Genomic DNA, 26,903 nt, shown 5'->3' on the forward strand with positions numbered 1-26,903 from the left:
TGGCAGGTACGGTTCAAAACAGAAATTATCCCGCGATGACCGCTCAACTCAAACAGCTGCGCGACAAGATAGATGCAATCGACAGCGAACTCCTGAAGCTGGTGAGCGCGCGGGCAGATCTCGCCCGCGAAATCGGAGAAATCAAGAATGGCACTGCGTATCGGCCCGAACGTGAAGCTCAGGTGCTGGCGCGGATGCGCGAACTGAACCCGGGGCCCTTGGAGAATGAACAGGTTGCGCGGTTATTTACGGAGATCATGTCTCTCTGTCGATCCATGGAAGAACCTCTGACAGTCGCATACCTGGGACCGAGGGGCACGTTTTCCGAAGAAGCTGCGCTCAAGCGCTTCGGTAGCGTTGTGACTTCGCTGCCGTGCAATTCGATAGATGACGTATTTAGCAAGGTGGAAGCCGGCAAGGCAAATTATGGGGTTGTACCGGTAGAGAATTCGACCGAGGGCGCAGTGGGTAGGTCGCTCGATCTGTTGCTGCAAACCCGCTTGAAGGTGTGCGGCGAAGTGGCGCTGGCCATACATCAGCTTCTGCTGGCGCATCATACCGACCTTGCACGCATTCGCAGGATTTACTCTCATCCTCAATCGTTTGCTCAATGTCACGAGTGGCTCAATGTCCATTTGCCCCATTTACCCGCGTCGGCAAGAATCAACGCCGCGAGCAATGCGGATGCTGCCAGACTGGCGGCGGAAGATGAAAGCGCCGCGGCAGTGGCGGGAAAAAAGGCGGGAGAAGTATATGGTCTCACTGTCTGTGCCGAGAACATCGAGGATGATCCCAGCAATACGACCCGCTTCCTGGTAATAGGTGAGCAGGAAGTCGCCCCTTCCGGCAGGGATAAAACGTCGCTGGTAACGTCGGTCAGGAATCGGCCGGGCGCCATACATGAGTTACTGGCCCCGTTCGCCCATCATGGAGTCAGCATGACCCGGCTTGAATCGCGCCCGTCCCGTGCGGGTTTATGGGAATACGTGTTTTTTGTGGATGTCGAAGGCCACCAGCAGGAGCCGAAAGTCTCCCAGGCGCTGCGCGAACTGGTGGAAAAAGCGGCGTTTCTCAAAGTGCTCGGCTCATATCCCGCAGCCTGACCCTCCTCCTCTGTTTTCTCATAAACCTCCATGCGCTGCCGCGAAATGCCGTAAAGTGAATCCCGTGCGATGATCCAGTTACCCTGCGAAAAATTCGGCGTCATATCATTGCGGCTCCGCACCCCGGAATCTCCGATGGGGGGCCATGACGAAGATTTTGCCTACGGCCGGGAAACGGGTTATTGCAAGCATGAATCCATGCTTTTTGTGCGATTGCCTGTCCTGTTGACGGTTATTATTTTCTGCTTTTTCTTCCCTACCATCTTATGAATATTTGCGATCTCGCTCCTGCATATATCCGTGCCATCAGTCCCTATCAGCCCGGCAAGCCTATTTCTGAACTGGCCCGGGAGATGGGGATGGATGAACAGTCCATCATCAAGCTTGCGTCCAATGAAAACCCCCTGGGAACCAGTCCAATGGCCCTGAACGCAATGAGCAAGGCGCTCGACGAGGTTTCGTTGTATCCGGACGGAAGCGGATTTGAGCTGAAAGCAGCGCTGTCCGAGCGCTATGGCGTGACCAGCGATCAGATTGTGCTGGGCAACGGTTCCAATGACGTTCTGGAGTTGGCCGCGCGCGTATTCCTGAAGCCGGGGGCCTCGACCGTTTACTCGCAGCATGCGTTTGCGGTTTATCCCCTGGTGACGAAAGCGGTGGGTGGAATCGGCATTTCCGTTCCCGCCCGGAACTATGGCCATGATCTTGACGCCATGCTGGATGCTGTCGCGCCTGAAACACGGGTTGTATTTATTGCCAATCCCAACAATCCCACCGGCACCCTGCTGCCTGCCGACGATGTGCTGCGCTTTCTCGAGCGAGTGTCCCCGGATGTGCTGGTCGTACTGGATGAAGCATACAACGAGTATCTGCCGCCCGCCCTCAAGGGAGATAGCATTGCCTGGCTGAAGCAGTTTCCCAATCTCCTCATTACCCGCACTTTCTCCAAAGCTTACGGTATGGCAGGCGTGCGCGTCGGTTTCGGCCTCGGGCATCCTGACGTCGCCGGTCTGATGAACCGCGTGCGCCAGCCATTCAACGTCAACAATATCGGTCTTGCCGGCGCGGTGGCTGCGCTGCAGGATGAGGAGTTCGTAAAGCGTTCTTATGCGCTCAACCAGGCAGGCATGCTGCAGATTGTCACCGGATTGCGGCAGATGGGAATCGAGTACATTCCGTCCTACGGGAATTTCCTGAGCTTTCGGGTGCCAGGCAATGTCAAGGCAATAAACGAGAGTCTGCTGAAGCAGGGTGTGATTGTCCGCCCCATCAGCATTTATGAAATGCCGGAACATCTCCGGGTAACTGTCGGGCTCGAATCTGAAAATGAGAAATTCCTGAAATCGCTGGCGATAGCCCTGGAGACGACGGAAGGGGCAGCAGCAGACACAATACCTGAGATGGCGGTAAGCTTTCCCAAAGTTGCATCGGGGGGAACAGCGTGATCATAGTCATGAATAACGGCGCCACCGAAGAGCAGATCGAAACGGTGGTTGCAAAAATTCGAAGCTTCGACCTGGACGCGAACGTTTCGCGTGGCACCGAGCGTACCGTAATCGGCGCAATTGGCAATGAGCGCAAGCTCAGTCCCGAAATGTTCGATACCCTGAGCGGTGTCGAATATTCCATGCATATCGTCAAGCAGTACAAGATCGTGTCGCGCGAATGGCACAGGGATAATTCGATAATCAATGTGGGAGATGTGGCGATTGGCGGGGACCAGGTGCAGGTGATCGGAGGTCCCTGTTCAGTGGAGACGCAAGAGCAAATGGATTCGGCGGCCCAACATGTCTCGGATGCCGGATGCCGGCTGATGCGGGGCGGCGCCTTCAAGCCCCGTACCAGTCCCTATACCTTCCAGGGCAATGGCGAAGAAGGATTGAAAATGTTCCGCAAGGCTGCGGATAAGCACAACCTCCGGATCGTCACGGAATTGATGGATGCGCGCATGCTGGACACTTTCCTCGAGTATGACGTGGATGTGATCCAGATCGGTACACGCAGCATGCAGAACTTCGAACTTTTGAAAGAAGTGGGGCGCATCAACAAGCCCGTGATACTGAAGCGCGGGATGTCCGCGACCGTTTCCGAGTGGCTCATGGCCGCGGAATACATCGCCGCGGGCGGCAACCATAACATCATTTTCTGCGAACGCGGCATACGCACCTTTGAAACCGCTTATCGCAACGTAATGGATGTAACCTGCATCCCCGTGCTAAAAAAAGAAACGCACTTGCCGGTAATCGTCGATCCCTCCCATGCGGGGGGAAAGGCATGGATGGTGCCCGCCCTGGCGCGCGCGGCAGTTGCAGCGGGAGCGGATGGCCTGCTGGTAGAGACGCATCCCAATCCATGCGAAGCCTGGTGCGACGCAGACCAGGCGTTGAATCCCGAGGAATTCCGCGATCTGATGGGATCGCTGCAAGGAATAGCGGCAGTAATCGGACGGAGTCTGTGATGAATAGCCGCTCCACCTGATAGCCATGCGAGGCTTGATATCAACCGCTCATATAAACCCCTCATATAAACCGATGCCGACAATGACTACTACTGTGATCCACAAACTGGTGGTTATCGGGGTAGGCTTGATCGGCGGTTCGTTCGCGCTTGCGTTGCGCGAGGCTGGGAGGGTGCAGCATATCACCGGCATTGGTCGCAGCAGGGAAAACATGCGGCGCGCCCTGGCGCTGGGTGAGATAGATGAGATTGCCGACAACATTGAGTCCGCCTTGAAGGATGCGGAATTGGTGTTCCTTGCCGTACCTGTCGGACAAACCGGCGAAATCATGGCGCAGATATCCGCATATCTTGCGCCCTCCACCATCGTGACAGACGCGGGCAGCACCAAGCAGGAGGTGGTAGCGGCGGCACGCTCCCATCTTGCTCCCCATCTGAAAAATTTTGTTCCCGGGCACCCCGTTGCCGGGGCGGAAAGGAGTGGAGCAGGCGCCGCCAATGCAGATCTGTTTCGCGGCAAAAATGTTGTACTGACTCCCCTTGAGGAAACCAGCCGGGAGGCAACGCAAAAAGTAACGGAATTATGGGAGGCTTGCGGAGCCCGGATTTCCCGGATGAGCGCGAACCGGCACGACGAAATACTGGCTGCTGTCAGTCATCTCCCTCATGTTCTTGCCTTTGCGCTGATGAATCATGTCGTCTCTGCCGGAGCCGATGGAAGCAACGACGCGCACGACAACGATCTGCTGCGTTTTGCCGGGAGCGGCTTTCGGGATTCCACGCGTATCGCCGGCAGCTCTCCCGAAATGTGGCGCGACATATGTCTTGGCAATCGGAAGGCGTTGCTAAACCAGATCGATGCGTACCAGAAGGAATTGACTGTCATGCGCGAAATGCTGTCGGATGGCGATGGGGATGCTCTCGAAAGGCTTTTCGCAAGGGCGCGCAACGCAAGGGAGCACTGGCTGAAAAGCTTGCCCGGATAAATCGATGGGTCACCCCATTGATTGTGAATTATGATTCGTGGGCGATGGGCTTGTCAGTGAACAGATAGTCTCTCAGTTCCGTGGAAAAGACCGGGTCCTTACGGCGGATCCATTCGAGCACCATTGCCGCATGCTCCTTTTCCTCATCGCGGTTATGCACGAGGATTGCCTTGAGTTCCTCATCCTTGCAGGAATCCACACGCTGGTTATACCAGTCTATCGCTTCCAGTTCTTCCATCAGCGAAACGATCGCCTTATGCATATCCCGTGTTTCGTCGGAGAGTTCCTCAAGGGGTTCGTGGTAACCTTCATTGGCCATACTACCTCCTCTTTCAAGAGAATGTCAGGATCGACTTCTTATTGTTTACAAGCAAAGAACTGTGCAAGACGATTGAGCACGACTCTGAAAGGATACAGAGTGCTCTTCTTCTCGCAACGAATCCATAAAATAGATACGAGCAACGAACCCACCTCATGAGTGAGTTCCACAAGCGCCGGCTTCCCTGATACAGGGACAGACAACGAATGCTTTCGGCACTATTTCCGCTTCACCTGCTTCTCAATATCGTCAAAAACGCGATTGACGATATTCTCCAGGTCATGCGGACCATCGCGTCCATACGTAACACATTTTTCATAACCGGTCACCGCAAAACAGATGCGCGTGCTCGCTGTATCCATCAAGCGTAATGCAGAAGTCGCAATCATCCCATCATCCTTGAGAAAGACAGAATAGCGTGGGGTGTATTGCGAAGGAAGTTCGAAGAAACGAATTCTGTAAAGGTCGTTCAGAAGAGCAAGCAGTGCGCTCGTTGGGTAGAAAACCTGCAGAAGTTCATTACTCCGTTCGAAAGTAGCGCTTCCCTTGCCTGACAGGCTGATCCGCTGTACAGGAAAGGCCGCATTGCCTCCCTGCCGGATCAGATGGAGACCGACTTCCTGAATGGGATAAGTGAGTGGAGGACCCTCGGGCCCCAAGGTACTTTCGGCCGCCATGGACGCTGACCCGACAAGGAGCAAGATGAAAACAGGGAACGGCCTGGCAAGAAAAGTTCGATAAATCCGATATCGCGGTACCAGGGTCCAACAGACCAGACTGCGCCGCCGCCATAGGGATAAAGCGGCGGCAAGAAAGATTATCTCCTCAGCATTACTGGTCATGGCGCTTTTTGCGCCGCGTTCCCCAGCCCAGCAACCCCAAGCCGGCCAGCATCATCGCGTAGACCTCCGGCTCTGGCACAGCCGTTACCGTATATCCAAGATCCTGGAGCATGCCAATCTCGACCGCACTGTAGTCCCGGGCATAAGGTCCCGTCTCAGAGGCGGCCAGCATCATCATTCCCGCATAAGCGCTATTATTATCATCCAGGTGGGAAACGCTGCTCCCCTCCTCCCACGGAAACGGTGTGTACAGACCCACCGGATTGCCTCCGTTTGCCGCCATGGCGTGAGCTCCATCGAAGAACAGGCCTCCCGAGGGACTGGTGCCTCCCACGCTGCCTGCATCCCAGACAGTCTGATCGAGTGCGAAAGTTGCAGGATCAATGACCGGAGTTCCACTCTTGTTTACCAGGTAGCTGTCGAAGCTGCTCCAGCTTCCCGCATCCTTCGTACCCCCGATCGGATCACCGAATTGCCCTATGGATGAAGAAAAACCAAGCGTATGCGTAAATTCATGAAACATCGTGGAATAGAAGTCGTAGCGCTCACTCGACACGGGCGTGTTGAAGCCAAGCTCCCATTTGCTCCCAAAGTTGATATCGAGCGAGCCATCGGGTCTGCTTCCGTTGGAATCAATCCCTGTCTGGAGTTTCTCGCGCACGACCTCGTTGAGGTTGAATCCCGGTACCGGGGGAACGACATATTCACTGCCCGCCCCTGCCAGGGTACTGCTCTGGGGATCATTGGTGGCCGTTGCTTCCAGCACAATGGTCCCCGAGTTGGCGAAGTGGGTGCCAAACATTCTGGAGAATTCCGTGGCAGCAGTGTTGAGCGCAGCTTGCCGACTGGCGCCGTTTACGGGATCGAGAAATCCCGTACCAGGCGCATCCTTGTATACGAACTGGAAATTGATGCCCGCGTTTGCGATGAGACTGAACGACAGGCAACCCGCAAACAATCCTCCGTTAACTACCGCGCGCGTTGCCTGTGCAATCGCTTTCTGTTTTTGATTCTTCATATGACGATTCTCCCGCTCAGATTGTGATTCAGTAAACCCACGTCCTACCTCGGCAATAAAAACGAAAACGCAACGGGCATCAACGCGGAGTCGCGCTTATAAGCCGCGCAAGCATCTGCGCAATCAGCAGTCCACCGAAAGGATGGGGGTGGTGTAAAGGCAGGTTATAACCCGGATTGCATGCTTTGAAGTAACAGGTAATTCGATGAAACCCGATTCCAAAGCTGCTGGTGCGATCCTTTCCGCTGAGCACTGAAGGCTTATTTTACCAAGTGAAGTCTTGATTGCAACTTTCCACATGCTTGCCGCCCCGAAAAGATCAGTCCTGCTAACCAATCACCGGATAATTCCACGTCCTCGCACGGAAATAAAATCAAGAAAGCGTTGGACAGACGGTGTATCGCCAGCAAGCTGCATGAGCTGCGCTTCCGCTTCTTTCAATGCAAGGCCGGACCGGTATACCAGCTTGTAAGCACTTTTCAGTGCGCGAAGGGTGGATTCGGAAAACCCGCGGCGCTTGAGCTCTCTCCAGTTGAGACCGTAAGGCATGGCGGGATTTCCCGCCGCCAGGAGATAAGGTGGCAGGTCCTGAGTCAGCACGGTGCCTAAACCGGTAAAGCTGTAGGCGCCCACGCGAACGAACTGATGAACGGAGGTGAATCCCCCGAGTCCCGCGTAATCACCCACCTGGACATGGCCGGCCAGGGAAGCGTTATTGGTAAAGGTCGTGAAGTTACCCACCTGGCAATCATGCGCCAGATGGACGTAAGCCATCACGAAATTGTCATTTCCGAGGCGAGTAACACCCGCCCCTTGGGCGGTACCCCGATTGAAAGTACAAAACTCCCGAATCGTGTTTCGATCGCCTATTTCCAATCGGGTAGGTTCACCCTTGTATTTCTTGTCCTGGGGCTCATCCCCTAGCGAGCAGAACTGGAAAATCCGGTTATTGTCCCCGACGCGCGTATGCCCCTTAATGACAACGTGCGGCCCGATCCAGGTATCGTCGCCAACCGCGACATGTTCTTCCACAATGGAATAAGCCCCGATGGTGACACCCGAGCCAAGCTGTGCACCGGGATGAACAACGGCTGTCGGATGGATACTGGCTTCCTTCATGAGTCTGTCCTGCACTGACAAACTTGAGCCTGCGTAATCCCTGATACTCCGGGTACTTCAAGCACCAGTAGCAGGAACCCCGGTTCTCGACTAAGATAATTCTCGGCATACATTCCATACATGCCATACTTCCCCATTCCATCCAAAGCGTTTGATCGTGCCAGAACGAAACCTCGACGGGACTTTGTAATGACAGCCCCGAGAGAACTCACAGCCGAAACAAGATGCGGCTCCTCCATGGACTCCTCTCCCCCAACGGCAACCGATGATATCAATAGCGCAGATATTGCGCTTCGCGTATCGGCCCTGTCAAAGACCTATCGCATTTATGGCCGTTCGCAGGACCGGCTGCTGCAAGGCTTGTGGGGTAACCGGAAGCAACTGTATCGGGAATTCCGGGCGCTGGACAGCATTTCCTTCGAGATTCGTCGCGGGGAAACTTTCGGCATCATCGGTCCGAACGGATCCGGGAAAAGCACGCTGCTGCAACTGATCGCGGGAACGCTGACACCCACTCAGGGTGAAATATATATCAAAGGCAAAGTCTCGGCTTTACTTGAGCTGGGAGCCGGCTTCAACGGGGAATTTACTGGCCGCGAGAATATCCGTATGGCGGCATCGATTGCGGGATTGAATCCTGGCGAGATCGGACAACGCCACGAGTGCATCGCCGCTTATGCCGACATTGGCGATTTCCTCGATCAACCGGTAAAGACGTACTCAAGCGGCATGTATGTACGCCTTGCATTCGCCGTCGCCATCTCGGTCGAGCCGGAGGTACTGATCATAGATGAAGCACTGGCGGTGGGGGACATGGAATTTCAGGCGAAGTGCATGGTGACATTGAAGCAGATGCAGGAACGCGGCACCACCATTCTGTTTGTCAGCCATGATGTGGGAGCGGTGAGCGCCTTATGTAAGCGGACCCTTTATCTCAAGCATGGCCGGGCACTGGAAATCGGTCCTACTCCTGACGTCGTTGCACGCTATATTCGTGAAGTACAGGAAGCAAACAACCGGAAAATAAATGTAACCGTTTCTGAAAACAACGATTCGAGAACCACGAGCCCATCCGACGCTTCTGAGACCGGGATCGCTCCCTCCCACCGTACTGCTTCCCTCACCAGCGCTGAGGCCGCATCTGGAGCCGCTTCTGGATTCTTGACGGCAGCAAGCCCGTTCCGGAGCGTGGAGAAGAAACATCTTGCACGCTTTGCTGAAAATGCAAATCACTGCCGCTCGGGAACCGGCGATGTGCGTGTAATTTACGCGGAAATGACAGATGATGAAGGACTGCCGGTACGCTCGGCAGAATTCGGACAATCAGTCCTCATACGGATCATCGTTGAAGCCGCCCGCACCTGTACTTTTTCAGTCAACTACAAAATTTGCGATAAGAATCGGACGCCGGTGATAGGAGCGGACTTCCTCATGCAAAGGCAGGCGCTGCTGACCCTGGAGCCGTCGCAGCAGGCCGAGGCGCTTTACCGGACATCGCTCCCGCTGACCGACGGCAGATACAGCTTGAGAATTTCACTCACACACCCCGTCAACGCCCATCAACAGGCACTGTTCTTCGATATCGTGGAGATCGCCCATGTATTCGAGGTGCTGCCCAATCCGACTGCAAAGTTCTGGACACAGGTTTATCTGCCGAATACGCTCGATGTAAGGGTTCTGGAATGAGCGAGGCCCGGCGGAACAATCTTTCCGACAATCTTCCCGGCAATCTTTACGGGACGGGCAATTTGCTGGTCATCGCCCATCCGGGGCATGAATTGCGCCTCTACGGCTGGATCGCGCAGACGAAACCACTGGTATGCATTCTCACCGACGGTTCGGGAAGCGATGATCAGCCCCGGCTGGCAGCTACCTTGAACATTCTGCAGGGGCTGGGGGCTGAAATCGGCCCGGTATGCGGTGAACTCACCGACCGGCAAATCTACCGGAAGATACTGCGTAGCGAATACGATATATTCGATGATCTCTGCGAGCGGTTGATTGCACTTATCGCCGCACGGGATATTCGCACGGTGGTAAGCGACGGCATCGAGGGCTACAACCCGACACATGATTTATGTGAGGTACTTGTCCGGACTGCGGTGGCTATTACCAACAATGTCACCCACGTCCCCAGGGCTGCGGATGGAAAAGAATGCCCTGTCCGGCATTACACTATCCCCCTCATGGGGGATCCGCGACCCGCTGCGCAGCCCACTGCATGTCGCGCAGAAGGCGCGAATCCTGTCATCCAGCAGGAGAGCGAGCAGTGCATTATCGAACTGAACGAGCGTGAGCGGGCGCACAAGCTGGAAACCCTGCGCGAGTATGGCAGTCGAGCGGGTGGAATCCTTCAGCAGGAGGTGGAGGATGCGTTCCGCTCGTATGGCGAAGAGGCTTTTGGCCGTGAATACCTGTATGCGTCCGCCGCACGGGGGAAAGAGCCGGAACGAAATTTCCTGCAACAGAAACCTTTTTATGAAATCCGCGGAGAACAGCGCGTGGCGGACGGTCGTTACCGGGACGTCATCCGGTTTCATGAGCATGTTCTGCCCATCATGAATCGGCTGAATACAAAGATATCGGCTGTGCGGCTAAAGTGGGAAAAGACAGAGAAAGCGCCATGAGGGTACTCATAACCAATAACACGCTCGACACCCGCGGCGGCTCCGAACTATATGTCCGCGACCTGGCCTTGGCGCTGCTGCGGCGCGGCCATAATCCAGTGGCCTATAGTACCCGACTTGGAGCGGTTGCCGAGGAGCTGCGCTCGGCGACCATTCCCGTCATTGACGATCTCAATCTGCTGACGGTTCCACCCGACATTATTCATGGCCAGCATCATCTCGATGCAATGACGGCCATGTTATATTTTCCCGATACGCCCGCGGTCTACTTCTGCCATGGCTGGCTGCCGTGGGAAGAAATGGCGCCACGCTTCCCCACGATCCGGCATTATGTTGCTGTGGACGATCTCTGCCAGGAGCGACTGCAATGCCTCCATGGCATCCCCCCCGAGCGCATTCGTGTAATACGCAATTTTGTCGACCTGCAGCGATTCGGCCTGCACGCGGATTTACCTGCCATACCACGCAAGGCCCTGGTTTTCAGTAATTACATCGGTGAGGACGGCTGCCTGGGAATTCTGCGCCAAGCCTGTGCCGCGCGCGGCATCGAACTCGATGCCATCGGCCTTTCTGTCGGGCACAGTGAAGCCCGGCCTGAACGGATTCTCGGCTGCTATGACATTGTCTTTGCGAAAGCACGTTGCGCGCTTGAAGCCCTTGCCAGCGGAACGGCTGTAATAGCCTGCGACGCCGCCGGTCTCGGGGGCATGGTCATGCCGGACAACTATGAAACCTTTCGCGCGCTCAATTTCGGTATACGGAGTCTGCGTAATCCCATTACCCTGGATACCATCACGCGGGAACTCGACCGGTACGATGCGCCCGGGGCACGCGAGGTTACCCGGCGCGTACGATCAGAAGCAGGTATCGATCCGGCGATCGAACGGATTCTCCAAGTTTACCAGGAGGCAATGGAAGCGCACGTCCGCGAATCCAGGGAGAGGAAACCGAAACGGGAAAGCCCCTCCGACTCCCGCCTTCAGTCGGCAAGCAGATATCTCCGCGAGATTGCCGATTTCACCAAAAAGCGCCATCAGGTGGAGCAGGAGAAACATCTTGCTGTGGCTGAAGCCGCAGCGCAGCGTACACGCGCTGAGCAGGCCGAGTTCGAGTTGGGGAAAATCCACAATTCGCGTCTCTGGCCACTCGTCATGTTGCTCTATCGGCTCAAGTATAGGTTATGGAATCGTCCCATTGCCGTTCTTCGGGCACGTCGAGAAAATCGATTCCGGGAGAATCGAAATGACCAAGACGGGAGCAAGGCTGGAGAAAACAACCATTCGGCCGATCGCGTCAGCGTATTCGAGCAAATCTATGTCCGCAATGCCTGGCAGAGTCCTGAATCCCGGTCAGGGCCGGGCTCCACGCTGGAACGAACCGAGATACTGCGGTGCGAACTTCCTCCTCTGCTGGCCCGCCTCGGGGTTCGCACACTGGTGGATGCACCTTGCGGGGATTGCAACTGGCGGCAGCATACTGTAATCGATCTCGATGCATACATCGGTGTCGATATCGTTCCTGCGCTGATAGAGGAAAACCGGCAGCGCTTTCCCCATTCCAACTGGAGATTCGAGGTTGCCGACCTGGTAGAAGATGACTTGCCGCGCGGTGATGCAGTGCTCTGCCGCGATGCCCTGATCCATTTGTCGCTGACGGATATTCTGCGGGCGCTTTCCAATATCCGCCGCTCCGGGGCAAAGTACCTGCTGGCAACCAGCCATGAAACGACCAGCGCCAACACAGACATCGCCACGGGCGGGTGGCGTTCCGTGAACTTGACGCTGGCGCCTTTCAACCTTCCCCCTCCATTGGAGCGTATCGTCGAAAATCCGCAAACCGGAAAGATACTGGGCATATGGCTGCTGGCAGAGATACCGCTCTCCTGATGATGAATCTGATGAATGCACCCGTGCCGCTATCCCCTGCCCTCGAATTAGCGTTGCCTGTTGATACTGCTGTCGTCGGCGTCGGATATTTCGGCAGCTTGCATGCATTATGCTACTCCCGCCTGCCCGGAAGCCGCCTCCAGGCATTGATCGACCCCGATCCGATTACGCAATTCCTGGCTGAGCATCTAGGCGTCCCCTGGTTTCCAGGTGTTGCAGAACTTCCGTCCACAATCCGCGCGGTATCGGTTGCCACACCGGTTGCCATGCATTTCGGGCTGACCAGATCGCTGCTCCAGCAAGGGCTGGACGTGCTGCTGGAAAAGCCGATTGCGGAAACCGCGGCACAGGCGACGGAACTGCGAATGGTAGCGGAGGCAAACCAATGCATCCTGCAGATCGGACATATCGAACGCTTCAATCCGGCCTATACCGCTGGCGGAACGCTCCTCCCGTTCGCCCGGACCGTCCGCTCGGTGCGGACCACACGACATCCTCCGCGATCCAGCGCACTGGACGTGGTCATCGACCTGATGATCCATGATCTTGACCTGATTCTGCATAGCCTGGATTCCTCCGTGGTGGAACTGCGCGCCTCCGGTAGAAGCTGCGGTTTAACAGCCATAGATGAAGCAGAAGTTGAACTGACTTTCTCCAATGGGTGCCGGGTATACCTGGATGCACACTGGGGGCGAGATACGGAGCAGGACGCGCGCTGCATGGTTGCGGAACTGGAAAACGATGAAACCTGGGTCATCGATTTCAGGCGCCGGATGACCTATCGCAAGGAACCCGGCAGCTCGACGGGTCCTTTGCCTGCGGACGGCCACACGCTTCCGTTTCCCATGCAACGGATACAGGAAGATACGTTGAGCCTGCAACTCGCGGCCTTCCTCGATGCCTGCCGCAACCGTTCACTACCCCGGGTTACGCCGGCGGAAGGCAATGCTGCCCTGGAGCTGGCGCACTGCATCCGGCAGCAGATACTCAGGCCCTGCCCGTGATCGTCCCGCAACTCGATCTCGCGCAGGAGTATCAGCAGCTGCGTGCGGAAATCGACGCTGCTGTGCAGCGGGTGTTTTTGAAAGGCGCATTTATCGACAGCGCAGAAAACGCGGTACTGGAACACGAGCTTGCGGAATACATCGGCGCTGCTGAAGTCATCTGCGTCAATTCTGGCACCGACGCGCTGCTGCTCTCCCTCAAGGCATTGGGAATAGGAGCGGGCGATGACGTAATCGTGCCCGCCTTCACCTTCTTTGCAACGGCAGAGGCGGTAAGCCTCGCGGGAGCGCGCCCCTGTTTTGCCGACTGTGCACCCGGCCAATACAATATTGATGCGAGCAGCGTGGGGCAGGCGTTGACGCCGCGGACAAGAGCCGTCATCGCCGTCCATCTTTTCGGGCAGCCGGTCGATTTAAAGCCGTTACAGGAATTCTGCGCAAGCCACAACTTGTGGTTGATCGAGGATGCGGCCCAAGCAATCGGCGCGCGCTATCACGACCAGGGTATCGGATCCTTCGGTATCACCGGCGCCTTCAGCTTCTACCCCACAAAAAACCTAGGCACTTATGGCGACGGTGGAGCGATTGCCTGTAGCGATCCCGAGCTTGCGTCGCGATTGCGACGCCTTCGAAATCACGGACGGCAGGACCGCTACCAGCACACGGAAATCGGCTTCAACAGCCGTCTCGACGAACTCCAGGCAGCAATATTGAAGGTCAAGCTTGCCTATCTGGATGACTGGAATGCGCAACGCCGCCAGCTCGCCACGCTCTACCAGCAAGCTCTGCAAAATACGGAATGCAACTGGCCGACAGTCCCTGAAGGCATTGTTCCCGTCCACCATCAGTTCGTAATTACCCATCCGCAGCGCGACGCGCTGCAACTGTTTCTGGCAGAACACAATATTTCAACTGCCGTTTTCTATCCCATTCCCTGCCATCTGCAGCCGGCCTTCTCGGAATCGCACGCCGGTGTCTCGCTGCCGCTGGCCGAACGTCTTGCCGATCAAGTGCTGGCCCTGCCTATCTACCCCGCCCTGCCTCCCGAAGCGGTAAGGCATATCGGGGAACTGATACAGGATTTTGAACACGTCGAACACGGGAAGGGGAAATCACCCTGACCTCCATTATTGATAGGGAACAAACCTTATGGCCACACTTCAGGAAAATGTCAGCATGGCGGTATTTTGTGACTTCGAAAATGTCGCTCTTGGCGTGCGTGATGCGAAATACGAGAAGTTCGATATCAAACCGGTGCTGGAGCGATTGTTGCTCAAAGGCAGCATTGTCATAAAAAAGGCTTATTGCGACTGGGATCGTTACAAGACCTTTAAAACTGCGCTACACGAAGCAAATTTCGAGCTGATCGAGATTCCGCACATTCGTCAGTCCGGTAAAAACTCAGCCGACATCCGCCTGGTCGTGGATGCGCTCGATCTTTGTTACACGAAATCGCATGTGAACACGTTCGTCATTATCAGTGGCGATTCCGATTTCTCGCCCCTCGTCTCCAAGTTGCGCGAGAACGCTAAACAAGTAATCGGTGTTGGAGTCAAGAAATCAACTTCAGATCTGCTGATAGCCAACTGCGATGAATTCATTTTTTATGACGATCTCGTGCGGGAAATCCAGCGTACTGCCGCGAAACACGATACGGCAGAAGCACCGCCTGTGGTAAAACAGGCGCCTGCAGAGGAAAAACGCCCAGGAGAGGAACTCGAAGCACGCAAGGGCCAGGCAATCAACATGGCGGTAGAGACTTTCGACGCCCTGGTATCCGAGCGGGGCGACAGCGGAAAAATCTGGGCATCGACACTCAAGCAAGCGATCAAGCGCCGCAAACCTGGTTTTAACGAGTCTTATTATGGCTTTCGTGCCTTCGGTAATTTGCTTGAGGAGGCGCAAGCCCGAGGCCTGCTTGAACTGGGCCGTGACGAGAAATCGGGCACGTATGTTTATCGCAGCAGCAGCGCGGCCGATAGCGGTACAGCGGTGGAAGCGTCGGCGCCTGCTCCTGCTTCGCTGGAGATTGCGGCCCCCTCAGCGCCGCTCGACGGGCTCATCTCCCTGGATGAAACACATCAGCGGAGAAAGAGTCGTAAGGCCGGGGAAAAGAAAGCAGATTTGCTGCCAGCAACTCCTGTGCCCGGGGCAGAAACTGCACAGACTGCCGGCAATCCGGCAGATCAAACAGTGCCGGAAAAACCAGGAACCAAGGGAAGGAAAAAGCCAGCCACACGCCCTCCGCGCAAACCGGAAGCCGGGACAGACAAGATCGACAAGAAGCCTGGTTAGTCTTTTCGCTTCCCCGTATGAAGCTACGAATCAATCGCTCATCGCCATGATGCAATGCGCGCCCTCAAAGGGATCGGATCGTGCCGGACAGTATTCCAGGTAGATTAAGGAATTCAATGTCAATCCTGATACTCGAACACTTCGACAACCTTGCGGACGCCATCCGTGGATTTCGCAATCTTCACCGCGCTTTGCGCTTCCTCCCGGTCCACCATTCCCATCAGATAAACCACCCCATCCTCCGTCACGACTTTGACGTGGTTGGCCTGGAATAGCCCCTCATTCACGAACCTCGCCTTGACCTTGGATGTAATCCAGGCATCATAACTGCGCGCGGTAAGCGGCTTGATCTCTCCTACGGCAATTTCATTGGTGACGTCACGCACGCCTTCCACGGCCTTCACTATGTCTCCAATCTCATCTTTAACCTTCGCAGATGCCGCCTGGCCAGTCAGCAGTACCTTACCATTGAAGCTCGTGACCTCTACGTGAACCTTGCGGCCAAATTTTTCCTTGATTCTCCCGTTGCTCTTGAACTCGATGCTCTCATCCTGCATCATGGTGCCGCTTGTACGTCTGTCCTCAGCTACCGCATATCCACTGCCCGCAGCCGCCCCCGTTACCGCCACCGCGGCGCAACCGGAGAGAAATGAAAGCGGAAGCAGGAAAAAAACAACCGCCAATAACTTCAAATTCAGGTTCTGCATATATTCTCTCGGAAAAAATATCTCAACCTCTACTTTATCTCCTTTTATCCTCTCCTGGGGTGCATCCTCACCCTTTTCTGCATCAAAAGCGATCGTCAACCGGTGCGAGTTATCGATAAATTCTCCAGCGTGAAAAAAGTTCGGACGTAGGAGGGTTTAAGCAAGGATAGAAGGGCTTCATCCTTCCTGATTTGAGATGATCAGTAGGTCCCAAACAATTACCTGCACTAGAACGGATTCCTCAACTCTTGGTGGTTAATTCCTGATCTATTTCGCTAAGTAACCCCTGCAGCTTTTCTATCTCGACTGGCTTGGTAAGGTGATAATCGAATCCAGCAGTTCGCGCTCTTCGACGGTCCTCTTCGGATCCCCATCCGGTCAAAGCTACCAGGATCAAGCCCTTTATGTTCGAATCAGAACGGAGTTGTTGTGCAACTTCATACCCGCTCAGACCAGGAAGGCCAATGTCGAGGAACATTACGTCAGGTTGAAAGGTCTGAGCGGCCTTAAGAGCATCCGGGCCAGTGTGAACCGTCTCTACCGTATGTCCGGACATCATGAGGAGCATGGCGAGTGTTTCAGCCCCATCCACATTGTCGTCCACCACAAGGATATGGCGGGGAACAGATAGGGTACAGGAGTCCCCTGCCCCAGCAACTTGCCTCTTGATTATTTGCGTTGGGGGGAGGGGAAGACGGACAACGAACGTGCTGCCTTGCCCGAGGCCTTGGCTTTCCGCTGTAATGGATCCGTTGTGCATTTCTACAAGTCGCTTGACGAGGGCTAACCCGATGCCTAATCCTCCCTGTGAGCGATCCAGGGTTTTCCCGACCTGACTAAATAATTCAAATACCTCTAGCAGAGCCTCTGACGTAAGGCCGACTCCGTTATCCCGCACCCTGATGATTACTTCGCTGCCATCTCTCTCGGCAGACAACTCGATTTGTCCTCCTTTGGAAGTGTACTTCGCGGCATTATTCAGGAGGTTACTCACTACCTGGGTCATACGCGTGGGATCGGCGTCAAGCAGGAGCGACTCTTTAGGATTCGAAATGAACAGCCTGTGCTGGTTTTCCTTAATAAGGGGCCGGCTCAGTTCGAGAGCTGCATCCAGTACCGCGCGAACATCTACCCACTCCTTCTTGAGTTGGACCTTTCCGCTGGTAATGCGGGAAACGTCAAGCAGATCGTCGATTAGATGGACCATATGTTCCACCTGTCGCTCCATGATCTCTCGCGTCCTCACCGTGGCCTCCATTGAAGGGGCCAGCTTGAGCACGGCAAGTCCGTTACGAACGGGGGCAAGAGGATTTCTAAGTTCATGAGCCAGCGTGGCGAGGAATTCATCCTTGCGTCGATCCTGCTCCCGCACTTGCTCATAAAGATAGGCGTTTTCGATCCCAGCAGAAGCAATCGCAGCAAGCTGCACCAGAATCGCCTCGTCCTCTTCGGTGAATTCGCCTTGAGTCTTGTCCGTGAGCTGGACCAAGCCGAGGTTTTTCCCCCCGTGGCCGATCAGCGGTACGGCAAGCCAGCCTCTCATGGGCGGATGATCTTTGGCATGTTTTCCAAACCCTTTCCATGCTGGATGGGCTTCCATCTCTTGTTGAGTCATCCGCATCGGACAATTGGTACGGCATACTTCCATGTAAATGCCAGACCCGTCCGGCTTCTCGGAATAGGCATGGTAATGGGCATACTTGTCCGACAGTGATACCGCTCTAATCGCCTGTGCCCAGTTTTCTGAAATAGTCACGGAAGTGACCGCTTGGTGAGCCCCAAGCATAGACCGGGCTTCTTCAGTCAAAATCCGGGCAATGCTGTCCACCGACCACTCCACGTTCATCGACTTGCTTGCATTGGCTACCCGTGCCAGAAGTACGGCACGGCCCTTCTCTGTTCCCAAGAGAGCGGCCATCTTTTCTTCGGATTGCTTCTGCTCCGTGACATCCCGGTATGCGACGACTGCTCCGGCGGGTCGCCCATCGACCATTATCGGAGAAACAGAGTAGGTAACTGGTACTGGCCTGCCATCCTTTCGCCAAAAGACATCGTCGTCCACACGCGCTGGCACACCCTCGCGCACAGCTAAGGCGACAGGGGACTCACTGACAGCGCGATGACCGCCGCCCGGGTGTGTGTGGTGAATGATGTCGTGCAGGTGCCGACCAAGGAGCTCTCGAGCCTGGTAGCCAAGCATCGCTGCCCCAGCTGGATTCAGGTAGGTGCAGCGGAAATCTGGCCCCATTACGTAAAGACCATCACCGACGGATTCAAAGATAGCCCGCAAGTACTCTCGGCTTTCCTGAAGATCCTTCTCGACCTGCTTGCGGTCCGTGATATCGAGCAGGTTTCCGGCATATCCGAGAAATTGGCCTTCGAGGGAGAAGCGAGGGCGGCCTGCGTCGATGATCCACCGGTACACACCATCGGCCCGCCGCAGCCGATACTCGAGGAAGAATTCTTCTTTCCGCTCGTTTGCGAAAAGAAAATTTTTGCTTGCTTCCTCCCGATCTTCCGGATGCACGGCATTGAGCCACCCGAAGCCCAGCCCTTCTTCCTCGTCTTGGCCAGTGAACTCGTACCACCCTTGAGAGAGGAAAGAGCAGAAACCGTCCGGCTCGGTCACCCAGAGCATGGCCGGAGCGGCGTTGGCAAAGCCACGAAACAACTCTTCGCTTTGCTGGAGGGCCTGCTCGGACCGCTGCTGCTGGGCAATGACAGTCACTTGGTTGGCAGCGAGCTCCAGCAGCAGCCGATCATCCTCAGTTGGAAAGCCTGCGCGCTGCGAACCAGTGACTAACACATCACGCTCTTCCAAGCCGAACCGAGTGAGAGTCATTCGCAGAGTACCCGTGCCAAACGGATCAGGCACTATAGCAACCGGGATTGAAGCAGCATTGCTCAAGAGGGAAGTGAGCCAGTCCCGCACTTCGTAAATGCAGCGGCCCGCATCAGGACGATGCTTGCTGCATATAGCCTCCGTGAAGCCAGAGCTGTTGGGCTGGGCAAGGCGGATGTAGACCAAGTCAAGATCAAGAGTACTCGAGAGAACTTTAGCTGTAGTAGTTCAGATTTAATCTGACAGTAGGGCCTTGCGAAAAGCGGGGTTACCCGGTTTGATAGAGGTGCGAATCTTTATCAAATTGAGCGCTGAAAGCGCAAAGGAGTAACCCCATGAGTAGTGTTCAACAAAATGTTATTAAGCACAAGGTAGGGCTGCTTAATCTGGCAGCCGAGCTTGGCAATGTATCGCGTGCCTGCAAGGTGATGGGCTTTTCCCGGGATACCTTCTATCGGTATCAGTCAGCGATGGAAAATGGTGGTATCGATGCCCTGATTGATGCCAATCGAAGGAAGCCCAATCCCAAGAATAGAGTTGAAGAAGCAGTCGAGATGGCGGTAGCTGCATTTGCCCTTGAGCAGCCTGCATTCGGGCAAGTGCGCGTTTCCAACGAGTTACGCAAACGCGGCATCTTCATTTCTCCTTCAGGCGTTCGCTCTGTCTGGCTGCGCAGGGACCTGGAATCATTCAAGAAGCGGTTGGCGGCACTGGAATGTCATATCGCGCAGACTGGAGAAGTGCTGACCGAAGCGCAGGTTAGTGCCCTGGAGAAGAAGCAGGACGACGATGTCGCCCATGGGGAGGTGGAAACCGCCCATTCAGGCTACCTTGGCAGTCAGGATACCTTCTATGTGGGCACGATCAAGGGCGTGGGTCGTATTTATCAGCAGACCTTCGTCGACACCTACTCCAAGTGGGCCACAGCCAAGCTCTATACGACCAAAACGCCGATTACAGGCGCGGATTTGCTCAACGATCGGGTACTACCCTTCTTTGCAGAACAGGACATGGGCCTGATCCGAATTCTGACCGACCGAGGCACTGAATATTGCGGCAAGCCAGAGACTCACGATTATCAGCTCTATCTGGCGCTCAATGATATTGAACATACTCGCACCAAAGCCAATCATCCGCAGACCAACGGCATCTGTGAGCGCTTTCACAAGACGATCCTGCAAGAGTTCTACCAGGTCGCGTTCCGGCGCAAGATATACCGATCAATCGAGGAGTTGCAAATTGACCTGGATGACTGGCTGCACTACTACAATCACGACCGCACTCATCAGGGCAAGATGTGCTGCGGGCGAACACCCATGCAAACATTAATTGACGGAAAGGAGGTGTGGAACGATAAAATCACATTACTGAACAGTTGAATCTGATCTGACAACTGCACCAGTCAAATCGGGAAACTGTCTGATGGGATCGCGACTACTACACTTTAGCGAGTCTCTTGGCAATATCCTCCGGTTCTAAACCAGCCCACGCCTCCGACAGGGTCGAGAGAGCTACTAAATCCCGCATTGTTCGCCGCAAGCGGCGTAATGCATCATTATCGTTCTCAGCTACATCCATCGAGTTGTGCCTCCTGGTACACCTGCCGGCATATAGAGGGATTACTCATCAGTGGTTCGCGCCTGAGTTTCTTTAAGCATCTCCTCAGCAGGGACATAGAAAGGGCCCTTCTGGATGCTTCTGATCAGCCCTGCGGCATTAAGACAACTGCCGTTATGAGCGTTTTAACTGCGTCTTTAGATATAGCAGTACTGCGGCTATGCATGCAATTTTATATTTATCTTACCGTCCAGAACCATCAGGAGAAGCTACTTGCGAGTCGTTAAAAGGCCGTTATGACCTCGATAACGTATTTTATCAGCCACTTCTAATCTCCCCATTTCTGTAACCCCTTAAGTATCGATTGTGTCAATTTGTGGTACACCCTATACGTACACTTTCTACCCGACACTTTTCCTCTCTTTTTCACCTCTTTTCTGTCATTTTAGGTTTCCTCTGCTCTTAAACTGACAAGATCAGCCAAAGCTATAGACTCTATCCTGACAAATACGGAGGAGTCATGACCAATCAACGGATCGGTTTCGTACGCCGCTCTTACTCACACTCATTCTGGTTCAGGTCTATAAAAGAGTTGACAATATTAACCTATTAGGTTGACATACTGTTCATGGACAAGAGCAAACCACATTACGAACTGGACAAGGTCAAAAGCTTAATACGCGCTGGTCAGTATCGGATAACAAGAGTCGCAAGCGAAGGCGGCGACAAGCTAGGTTTTAAAAACACCCAAGAGATCGCGGAATTCGTGCTAACGCTGAAACGCACCGATTTCTATAAAAGCATGACAAGCAACATGAACCACAAGGAATGGCAAGACGTGTATCACGGCGACGGGCCAACGAAAAAAGTGGTTTACCTGAAATTCATTGTCACGAACGACGTATTGATACTTTCCTTTAAGGAGAAATGAGATGAGATGTTCACTGTGCGGGAAGGGCGAGGTGGTAGCGGGTACCCGCGATGTGCCCTTTACCTATAAGGGCCAAAAAACCTTTATTAAAAATATTCGGGGGGAGTACTGCAACCGCTGCGGCGAGGGTTACTATGGCCCGGAGCACGATGGCGATATTCTCATGGCCGGATACCGCGAGTTCAGAGAAAAAGTCGATACTGTGCTGGCCGAGCAGGCCACATTCGTGGAGCAGGTGCGGAAGAAACTGGGGCTCGACCAGCGTGAAGCAGGGGAGATTTTTGGCGGCGGAGTGAATGCCTTTTCGCGTTATGAGACTGGAAAAGTCAGAACACCGGTCTCTGTCATGCAGCTGTTCACGCTACTCGACCGGCACCCTGAGCTACTTGAGGAAATCAGGCAGAATAGATATCGGACCAGGGGTACACAGGAGCTTCGTGAGGAAGTATCCGCGCAGAAGGAACTGACGGATTGAGCGAGAAAAACATGGAGTGCGTCATATGTTGGAAGGGCGAACTTGTACGCGATACGCGTGATGTGTCTTTTACCTACAAGTGTCAAAAGACCTTCATTAAAGATATCGACGGCGAGTATTGCACACATTGCGGCATGGGCTATTACGGACCTGAACATGCCGGTGACGAACTGGTGGCAGGAATGGTTGAATTCAGGAAGCATGTGGACAGCGTGCTGCAAGAGCAGGGTCTATTCGTGGCCAAGACCAGACAAAAACTGGGGCTTGAACAGAACGAAGCGGATGGGATTTTCGGCGGCATTAACGCCTTTTCTCGTTACGAAAGCGGAAAAGTAAGGACGCCAGTCGCGGTCATGCAGCTTTTGACGCTGCTCGACCGGCACCCGGAGCTGCTTGAGGAAATCAGACAGAACAGATATCGGATCGGGGGTGCACAGGAGTTTCGTGAGGAGTCGTTCGGGTCCATCGGCGCAGACCAGAATCAACTGAGATTGACCGTTAATCCATGAAGTCGTCGATAGTGCCAGCCTTTGGATGTAGTTTTTTGAACCGACATCTCTGATGAAGACGCGGCCACTCTTGCCTTACTGCCCCTTTCGTATAAGTTTGCCACTACCGACCGCATGCCCGCTGAAGACTTTACAGCGGATGCCTCCAGTAAACATGGTTGTTATTCGTGCGCCCCCGCTCGCCACTGCTTGGTACGCATCACGTTTTCCATCATCTTCAATGTAAGCGGCAAGTACTCATTGTGTTGCCTGGCCAAATAACCAGCAAAAGGCAGGATTGAGAACAGTGCACCAAGAAGCGCATTCTTCCCCGCAAACTCGGGTGGGAAGAACTTATCAAACTCGAAGCCACTCAGGTCTACGTGATAGTGATCTGCCAACTCTTCCATGTAGGCCTCAGCGATATCGCCGTAAAGGCCAAGATCGTGATACATCCGCGTGTTGCCATTACACCGGGCGATCATGCGTTCAGACAGGCCGCAGCGCTTAAGGTATTCGCGCAATTCGATCGAGAGTTCATTTGCCATAGACATCAATCGCAAGAGAGAGCGTCATAGACTTCATAGGCCGCCAAGGCAGCACCGGCATACGGGACCTTCCGCAGAACCTCGGTGATCCCGTTCCGCGTCGCAACCGAGTACATGCCGCTCTTTGCCGCCATATGATTCATCTGGCTAAAACTTGAGGTCCCCGTACCCGCAAGGCCTCCACCAGCAATACCTCCTCGCGGTTTGCTCGCAAACCTACCAGCCCCACCAACTGCACCGCCGGCTGCTGCATTGCCGGCGGCACCGACCGGCGTGGTTTGGCACGTGCAATGCTCCTTCTTGTAGCGCTCAAGTGCATAGTCGAACGCGTAGCCAACCCCGATGCCGATCAGGATCGGAACAAATGCAATTTCCCCTGTAGGATCGATCTTGGAAAGGGGATTTCCTTCAACATATACGTAGGTATTAATTCCTCCTGCCAACCCAATCGGATCACTCTGGATATAGCGCCCTGTCTTAGGATCGTAATCCCGGAAGTAGTTGTAGTGCAGGCCTGTTTCGGCATCATGATACTGACCCGGGTATCTCAGATTGTAGCTGAACGTTCCCAGTCCTGAGGGGTTCTGGTTCGGTGGATTGGCGCCGAAGGGTCCATATCCCACACCCACACTGCCTGGCCTATCGCATCATGAATCTGCCGAGGTATTGAGGTGATCGGTATGGATGTAGTAGATGGTGCCGTATCTGAGGATAGCCAGGGGAAGGTCGCCCAGCCAGACGGTCTCCTGGATGGGATTGCCTGCCACGCCGTATTCTCCGATCAACTGTCCGCCCTCGTTTCACTTAACAGTTAAAATATTAAAAATTCAATGTTTTAGCAACAATATAGATGTAATCAGATTATATGAATTGAATACTGTTAATCCATAAATCCATCAACAAGAGCCTGCCTTCTTTCTTCTCATTCTTTCCGTTCGGCTCAACAGATAACATCTACCTTGTAAATCACTCCTCTTTGATTAACCCCGTCCTCTCCGATGAGAATAAACCCGCATTCATGGACATTGTGTTCTCACCGGTAAATTAGCTAGGTGTGGAGCAGTTAGCTTCGAAAAAACCGGGAAACTACGAAAACCGCATGAGAAAGTGAGAAATGGCCTGAGTTAAAATCAAAACGCGTTGATTAACCGGCTAAAATTTGGTGGTTTTAATGGTGGGTATAAATTCCAACTTACTTGAAACCGCGTATTTACGCGATGGATGGCGGAAGAGGTGGGATTCGAACCCACGAATGGTTGCCCATTGCCGGTTTTCAAGACCGGTGCCTTCAACCGCTCGGCCACTCTTCCATTGACTCTCGGACGGCTGCCTTCAACCGCTCGGCCACGCCTCCGAAACTGCCTGCGAATCATACTCGTTTGGGGCCTGTTTTTCCAGCAATGCGCCTGCAATAACGACAGGATTGCAACTTTCCATAAAGATGAGTAGTCTTATGCGTGTAAAGTTTCGTCAACCAAGGAGACGTCATGCAACCTGAACTTCGATATTCCAGCCCGACTGTGCAAACCGGACTTGCAGTCGAGCGCAACAAGGTACTGCGCAATACCTATTGGATGCTTGGCCTGACCATGATCCCAACGGTGATCGGCGCGATGATCGGAATGAGCACCAACTTTGCGTTCCTCGCGCAAGCGCCTATCATGGGACCGCTGGTGATGCTGGCCATCATGATGGGATTGCTGTTTGGCGTAAGCGCCACCCGCAACAGCGTGGTGGGAATCGGATTGCTGTTCCTGTTTACTTTTGTGGCCGGGTGGTGGCTGGGCCCGATGCTCCAGTATGCGCTTCATTTCAAGAATGGCGCACAGATCATCACAACCGCCGCCGCGGGAACAGGAGCAATCTTCTTCACGCTGGCCACCATCGCCACGGTGACGAAGAAGGATTTCGGCTTTATGCAGAACTTCCTGTTCGTGGGGCTGATACTCCTGATGATCGCGTCGATCGCCAATCTGTTCTTTGCCGTACCGGCAGCCTCGCTCGCCATTTCGGCAGTTGCGGTACTGCTGTTCTCCGGTTTCATTCTGTTTGATGTAAGCCGTATCGTGAACGGCGGGGAAACCAACTACGTGATGGCGACCATGGGCATCTACCTCAGCCTGTACAACCTCTTCACCAGCCTGCTGCACCTGCTGCTGGCGTTGTCGGGCGAGAGAGACTGACGCGAAAAGCGCCATAGGAAAAACTATAGGATAAGCCCCAGGAGCAAGCCAGGGGAATCCGGAAATACCTCCGGGGCGGCTGGAAACAGCCGCCTTTTTTCATGCCTCTCAAGCTTGCCTGCGGGCTTTCTCGAACAGCGCGATGGACTCCACATGCGCGGTATGCGGAAACATGTTGATGACACCCGCCGCTTTCAACGCATACCCATTCCTGTGCACCAGAACGCTCGCGTCGCGAGCCAGTGTGGCGGGATTGCAGGAGACGTAAACGATGCGCCAGGGCTTGAGCTGTTTCTCTTCGAGGGCGGTCACCACGGCAACAGCACCCTCCCGCGGCGGATCGATCAGCATCTTGTCGAAATCCCCCTGCTCACGCATCCAACTTTCATCGATTTCAAACAGGTTGGCTTCCATGAATCGCGTACTCCCCGCGAGGCCGTTGCGTTGTGAATTTTGACGGGCGCGGGAGACAAGCGCCGCGCTGCCTTCATAGCCCACTACCTGCGCGCCGCGCCGCGCAACGGGAAGAGTGAAATTACCCAGCCCGCAAAACAGGTCCGCGATGCGTTCTCCCCGCCGGGGATCGAGCAGGTTGAGCGCTCGCCGCACCAGTATGCGATTGACCATCGGATTCACCTGGGTGAACTCAGTCGGATGAAACGGAATGGTTACATCGAATTCCGGCAGCGTATAACTCAGTTCCGGGGCGTCTTCGGGATAGAAAGGATAAGCTGTTTGAGGACCGCCGGTTTGCAGGAAAAGCTGAACGTGATGCTGGTCGGCAAAAGCCTTGAGCAAGGTTTCATCCTGCGCGGTCAGGGGTTCGAGAATGCGCAGGACCAGTACATCCACGTCCTCGCCCAGTGAAACTTCAATCTGCGGCAGACGTTCGCGGATGGACAGGCTTTCCACCAGCTTTCGTAATGGCATGATGAGGGCGGAAATACGCGGCGGCATGATCCTGCAGGCCTGCATGTCGGCAATGAAGCTGCTGCGCTTTTCATGAAAACCGACCAGTACGCCGCCTTTTTTTGCCACATACCGGACTGATAACCGTGCCCGGTAGCGGTAGCCCCAGGGTGATCCATAAACCGCCGGCAATACCAGTTCGGGTGCAACCTTGCCGATGTGCTTGAGGTTATCTTCGAGCACGCGCTGTTTTGCCGCCACCTGGGTGCGAACGTCCATATGCTGCATGCTGCAACCGCCGCAGATGCCGAAATGGTGGCATTCCGGCGTTACCCGCGAAAACGCAGGCTTGAGAATCTGACCGACCTGGGCAAGTTCGAAGCTCGGTTTTCTGCGATAGGCGTTATAGGTGACGACTTCTCCCGGCAGGGCGCCCTCGATGAAAATGACCTTGCCTTCGGCATGCGCAACGCCCCGGCCTTCCTGATCCAGGGATTCGATAAGAACGGGAGCAGTCATATTCACACTGGCAGGTTCGAAATCGGGAACGGGTTCAGAAGGATTGGATATTCTACCCTCGGATGCTTTCCGGAATCTGCCGAACCTC

The 26,903-nt window shown here is 54.6% G+C and carries 25 protein-coding genes and 1 tRNA gene; 15 read left to right on the forward strand and 11 right to left on the reverse strand.

The window, feature by feature from the left end:
* Window positions 1–35 precede the first annotated feature (35 nt).
* From pheA to NMUL_RS11450, 4 genes are all read left to right on the forward strand, one after another.
* Window positions 36–1,103, forward strand: a complete 1,068-nt coding sequence (gene pheA / locus NMUL_RS11430; RefSeq protein WP_011381491.1) for a prephenate dehydratase — start codon at window positions 36–38, stop codon at window positions 1,101–1,103.
* Window positions 1,104–1,369: 266 nt separating this feature from the next.
* The gene (gene hisC / locus NMUL_RS11440; RefSeq protein WP_011381492.1) at window positions 1,370–2,548 is read left to right on the forward strand and encodes a histidinol-phosphate transaminase; all 1,179 of its coding nucleotides are present in this window, start codon (window positions 1,370–1,372) and stop codon (window positions 2,546–2,548) included.
* Window positions 2,545–3,561 carry a 3-deoxy-7-phosphoheptulonate synthase gene (gene aroF / locus NMUL_RS11445; protein ID WP_011381493.1) on the forward strand — a complete coding sequence of 339 codons (1,017 nt, stop codon included), beginning with the start codon at window positions 2,545–2,547 and terminating at the stop codon, window positions 3,559–3,561. Before hisC ends, aroF begins: the two co-directional genes overlap by 4 nt.
* A gap of 82 nt (window positions 3,562–3,643) precedes the next feature.
* A complete protein-coding gene (locus tag NMUL_RS11450) occupies window positions 3,644–4,546 on the forward strand; it encodes a prephenate dehydrogenase (RefSeq protein WP_041353223.1) in 903 nt (300 codons plus the stop codon).
* Window positions 4,547–4,574: 28 nt separating this feature from the next.
* Here NMUL_RS11450 and NMUL_RS11455 read toward each other — a convergent pair whose 3' ends face one another.
* From NMUL_RS11455 to lpxA, 4 genes are all read right to left on the reverse strand, one after another.
* Complete coding sequence (locus tag NMUL_RS11455; RefSeq protein WP_011381495.1) at window positions 4,575–4,865, reverse strand: encapsulin-associated ferritin-like protein; 291 nt, start codon at window positions 4,863–4,865, stop codon at window positions 4,575–4,577.
* Between the two features lie 218 nt (window positions 4,866–5,083).
* The gene (locus tag NMUL_RS11460; RefSeq protein WP_011381496.1) at window positions 5,084–5,542 is read right to left on the reverse strand and encodes a hypothetical protein; all 459 of its coding nucleotides are present in this window, start codon (window positions 5,540–5,542) and stop codon (window positions 5,084–5,086) included.
* Between the two features lie 154 nt (window positions 5,543–5,696).
* Complete coding sequence (locus NMUL_RS11465; protein ID WP_011381497.1) at window positions 5,697–6,725, reverse strand: PEP-CTERM sorting domain-containing protein; 1,029 nt, start codon at window positions 6,723–6,725, stop codon at window positions 5,697–5,699.
* 336 nt (window positions 6,726–7,061) lie between these two features.
* Window positions 7,062–7,844 carry an acyl-ACP--UDP-N-acetylglucosamine O-acyltransferase gene (lpxA, locus tag NMUL_RS11470; protein ID WP_011381498.1) on the reverse strand — a complete coding sequence of 261 codons (783 nt, stop codon included), beginning with the start codon at window positions 7,842–7,844 and terminating at the stop codon, window positions 7,062–7,064.
* A gap of 237 nt (window positions 7,845–8,081) precedes the next feature.
* Between lpxA and NMUL_RS11480 the strand changes: the two genes are divergently transcribed.
* From NMUL_RS11480 to NMUL_RS11510, 6 genes are read left to right on the forward strand one after another with little or no spacing between them, the layout of a single operon-like run.
* Entirely contained in the window at window positions 8,082–9,530 is a 1,449-nt protein-coding gene (locus tag NMUL_RS11480) for an ABC transporter ATP-binding protein (protein ID WP_049783116.1), read from the forward strand.
* Window positions 9,527–10,471 carry a hypothetical protein gene (locus NMUL_RS11485; RefSeq protein WP_011381500.1) on the forward strand — a complete coding sequence of 315 codons (945 nt, stop codon included), beginning with the start codon at window positions 9,527–9,529 and terminating at the stop codon, window positions 10,469–10,471. The genes NMUL_RS11480 and NMUL_RS11485 overlap by 4 nt, the downstream gene beginning before the upstream one ends.
* Window positions 10,468–12,357 (forward strand): glycosyltransferase, encoded by a 1,890-nt coding sequence (locus tag NMUL_RS15010; RefSeq protein ID WP_011381501.1) that lies wholly within the window; start codon window positions 10,468–10,470, stop codon window positions 12,355–12,357. The genes NMUL_RS11485 and NMUL_RS15010 overlap by 4 nt, the downstream gene beginning before the upstream one ends.
* A complete protein-coding gene (locus tag NMUL_RS15015; RefSeq protein WP_049783117.1) occupies window positions 12,327–13,361 on the forward strand; it encodes a Gfo/Idh/MocA family protein in 1,035 nt (344 codons plus the stop codon). The genes NMUL_RS15010 and NMUL_RS15015 overlap by 31 nt, the downstream gene beginning before the upstream one ends.
* The gene (locus NMUL_RS11505; protein WP_011381503.1) at window positions 13,358–14,482 is read left to right on the forward strand and encodes a DegT/DnrJ/EryC1/StrS family aminotransferase; all 1,125 of its coding nucleotides are present in this window, start codon (window positions 13,358–13,360) and stop codon (window positions 14,480–14,482) included. Before NMUL_RS15015 ends, NMUL_RS11505 begins: the two co-directional genes overlap by 4 nt.
* A gap of 28 nt (window positions 14,483–14,510) precedes the next feature.
* Window positions 14,511–15,656 carry an NYN domain-containing protein gene (locus NMUL_RS11510; protein WP_011381504.1) on the forward strand — a complete coding sequence of 382 codons (1,146 nt, stop codon included), beginning with the start codon at window positions 14,511–14,513 and terminating at the stop codon, window positions 15,654–15,656.
* 119 nt (window positions 15,657–15,775) lie between these two features.
* On the opposite strand, the gene NMUL_RS11515 is transcribed toward NMUL_RS11510, so the two are convergent.
* Window positions 15,776–16,363, reverse strand: coding sequence for a BON domain-containing protein (locus NMUL_RS11515; RefSeq protein ID WP_011381505.1), 588 nt, complete (start codon window positions 16,361–16,363; stop codon window positions 15,776–15,778).
* 241 nt (window positions 16,364–16,604) lie between these two features.
* On the reverse strand, window positions 16,605–19,391 hold the full coding sequence (locus NMUL_RS15020) for a PAS domain S-box protein (RefSeq protein ID WP_049783118.1): 2,787 nt from the start codon (window positions 19,389–19,391) through the stop codon (window positions 16,605–16,607).
* Between the two features lie 149 nt (window positions 19,392–19,540).
* Here NMUL_RS15020 and NMUL_RS11525 point away from each other — a divergent pair, with 149 nt between their 5' ends.
* The 4 genes from NMUL_RS11525 to NMUL_RS11540 all read left to right on the forward strand — a co-directional run bounded on the left by NMUL_RS11525 (window position 19,541) and on the right by NMUL_RS11540 (window position 22,677).
* Window positions 19,541–20,584 (forward strand): IS481 family transposase, encoded by a 1,044-nt coding sequence (locus NMUL_RS11525; RefSeq protein ID WP_011380592.1) that lies wholly within the window; start codon window positions 19,541–19,543, stop codon window positions 20,582–20,584.
* Between the two features lie 806 nt (window positions 20,585–21,390).
* The gene (locus NMUL_RS11530; RefSeq protein WP_011381507.1) at window positions 21,391–21,693 is read left to right on the forward strand and encodes a type II toxin-antitoxin system MqsR family toxin; all 303 of its coding nucleotides are present in this window, start codon (window positions 21,391–21,393) and stop codon (window positions 21,691–21,693) included.
* Between the two features lies 1 nt (window position 21,694).
* The gene (locus tag NMUL_RS11535) at window positions 21,695–22,168 is read left to right on the forward strand and encodes a type II toxin-antitoxin system MqsA family antitoxin (protein WP_011381508.1); all 474 of its coding nucleotides are present in this window, start codon (window positions 21,695–21,697) and stop codon (window positions 22,166–22,168) included.
* Window positions 22,165–22,677, forward strand: a complete 513-nt coding sequence (locus NMUL_RS11540) for a type II toxin-antitoxin system MqsA family antitoxin (RefSeq protein ID WP_049783119.1) — start codon at window positions 22,165–22,167, stop codon at window positions 22,675–22,677. The genes NMUL_RS11535 and NMUL_RS11540 overlap by 4 nt, the downstream gene beginning before the upstream one ends.
* Before the next feature lie 161 nt (window positions 22,678–22,838).
* Here the strand turns inward: NMUL_RS11540 and NMUL_RS11545 are convergent, their stop codons facing one another.
* From NMUL_RS11545 to NMUL_RS11555, 4 genes are all read right to left on the reverse strand, one after another.
* Entirely contained in the window at window positions 22,839–23,204 is a 366-nt protein-coding gene (locus NMUL_RS11545; RefSeq protein ID WP_167535587.1) for a DUF1493 family protein, read from the reverse strand.
* Between the two features lie 5 nt (window positions 23,205–23,209).
* Window positions 23,210–23,827 (reverse strand): RHS repeat-associated core domain-containing protein, encoded by a 618-nt coding sequence (locus NMUL_RS11550; RefSeq protein WP_041352582.1) that lies wholly within the window; start codon window positions 23,825–23,827, stop codon window positions 23,210–23,212.
* A 24-nt stretch (window positions 23,828–23,851) separates the two neighbouring features.
* Window positions 23,852–23,989 (reverse strand): hypothetical protein, encoded by a 138-nt coding sequence (locus tag NMUL_RS16215; RefSeq protein WP_011381512.1) that lies wholly within the window; start codon window positions 23,987–23,989, stop codon window positions 23,852–23,854.
* Between the two features lie 437 nt (window positions 23,990–24,426).
* Window positions 24,427–24,514 (reverse strand) — tRNA-Ser (locus NMUL_RS11555).
* 177 nt (window positions 24,515–24,691) lie between these two features.
* Here NMUL_RS11555 and NMUL_RS11560 point away from each other — a divergent pair.
* Entirely contained in the window at window positions 24,692–25,387 is a 696-nt protein-coding gene (locus NMUL_RS11560) for a Bax inhibitor-1/YccA family protein (protein ID WP_011381513.1), read from the forward strand.
* A 108-nt stretch (window positions 25,388–25,495) separates the two neighbouring features.
* Here NMUL_RS11560 and rlmD read toward each other — a convergent pair whose 3' ends face one another.
* On the reverse strand, window positions 25,496–26,815 hold the full coding sequence (gene rlmD / locus NMUL_RS11565; protein WP_011381514.1) for a 23S rRNA (uracil(1939)-C(5))-methyltransferase RlmD: 1,320 nt from the start codon (window positions 26,813–26,815) through the stop codon (window positions 25,496–25,498).
* Window positions 26,816–26,903 lie beyond the last annotated feature (88 nt).

The organism is Nitrosospira multiformis ATCC 25196 (assembly GCF_000196355.1).
Classification (GTDB): Bacteria; Pseudomonadota; Gammaproteobacteria; order Burkholderiales; family Nitrosomonadaceae; genus Nitrosospira; species Nitrosospira multiformis.

Coding starts and splice junctions, on each gene's coding strand:
- pheA (WP_011381491.1), top strand. CDS start 36: ATGACCGCTCAACTCAAACAGCTGCGCGACAAGATAGATGCAATCGAC.
- hisC (WP_011381492.1), top strand. CDS start 1,370: ATGAATATTTGCGATCTCGCTCCTGCATATATCCGTGCCATCAGTCCC.
- NMUL_RS11450 (WP_041353223.1), top strand. CDS start 3,644: ATGACTACTACTGTGATCCACAAACTGGTGGTTATCGGGGTAGGCTTG.
- NMUL_RS11455 (WP_011381495.1), bottom strand. CDS start 4,865: ATGGCCAATGAAGGTTACCACGAACCCCTTGAGGAACTCTCCGACGAA.
- NMUL_RS11460 (WP_011381496.1), bottom strand. CDS start 5,542: ATGGCGGCCGAAAGTACCTTGGGGCCCGAGGGTCCTCCACTCACTTAT.
- NMUL_RS11465 (WP_011381497.1), bottom strand. CDS start 6,725: ATGAAGAATCAAAAACAGAAAGCGATTGCACAGGCAACGCGCGCGGTA.
- lpxA (WP_011381498.1), bottom strand. CDS start 7,844: ATGAAGGAAGCCAGTATCCATCCGACAGCCGTTGTTCATCCCGGTGCA.
- NMUL_RS11480 (WP_049783116.1), top strand. CDS start 8,082: ATGGACTCCTCTCCCCCAACGGCAACCGATGATATCAATAGCGCAGAT.
- NMUL_RS11485 (WP_011381500.1), top strand. CDS start 9,527: ATGAGCGAGGCCCGGCGGAACAATCTTTCCGACAATCTTCCCGGCAAT.
- NMUL_RS15010 (WP_011381501.1), top strand. CDS start 10,468: ATGAGGGTACTCATAACCAATAACACGCTCGACACCCGCGGCGGCTCC.
- NMUL_RS15015 (WP_049783117.1), top strand. CDS start 12,327: ATGGCTGCTGGCAGAGATACCGCTCTCCTGATGATGAATCTGATGAAT.
- NMUL_RS11510 (WP_011381504.1), top strand. CDS start 14,511: ATGGCCACACTTCAGGAAAATGTCAGCATGGCGGTATTTTGTGACTTC.
- NMUL_RS11515 (WP_011381505.1), bottom strand. CDS start 16,363: ATGCAGAACCTGAATTTGAAGTTATTGGCGGTTGTTTTTTTCCTGCTT.
- NMUL_RS11525 (WP_011380592.1), top strand. CDS start 19,541: ATGAGTAGTGTTCAACAAAATGTTATTAAGCACAAGGTAGGGCTGCTT.
- NMUL_RS11530 (WP_011381507.1), top strand. CDS start 21,391: ATGGACAAGAGCAAACCACATTACGAACTGGACAAGGTCAAAAGCTTA.
- NMUL_RS11535 (WP_011381508.1), top strand. CDS start 21,695: ATGAGATGTTCACTGTGCGGGAAGGGCGAGGTGGTAGCGGGTACCCGC.
- NMUL_RS11545 (WP_167535587.1), bottom strand. CDS start 23,204: ATGGCAAATGAACTCTCGATCGAATTGCGCGAATACCTTAAGCGCTGC.
- NMUL_RS11560 (WP_011381513.1), top strand. CDS start 24,692: ATGCAACCTGAACTTCGATATTCCAGCCCGACTGTGCAAACCGGACTT.
- rlmD (WP_011381514.1), bottom strand. CDS start 26,815: ATGACTGCTCCCGTTCTTATCGAATCCCTGGATCAGGAAGGCCGGGGC.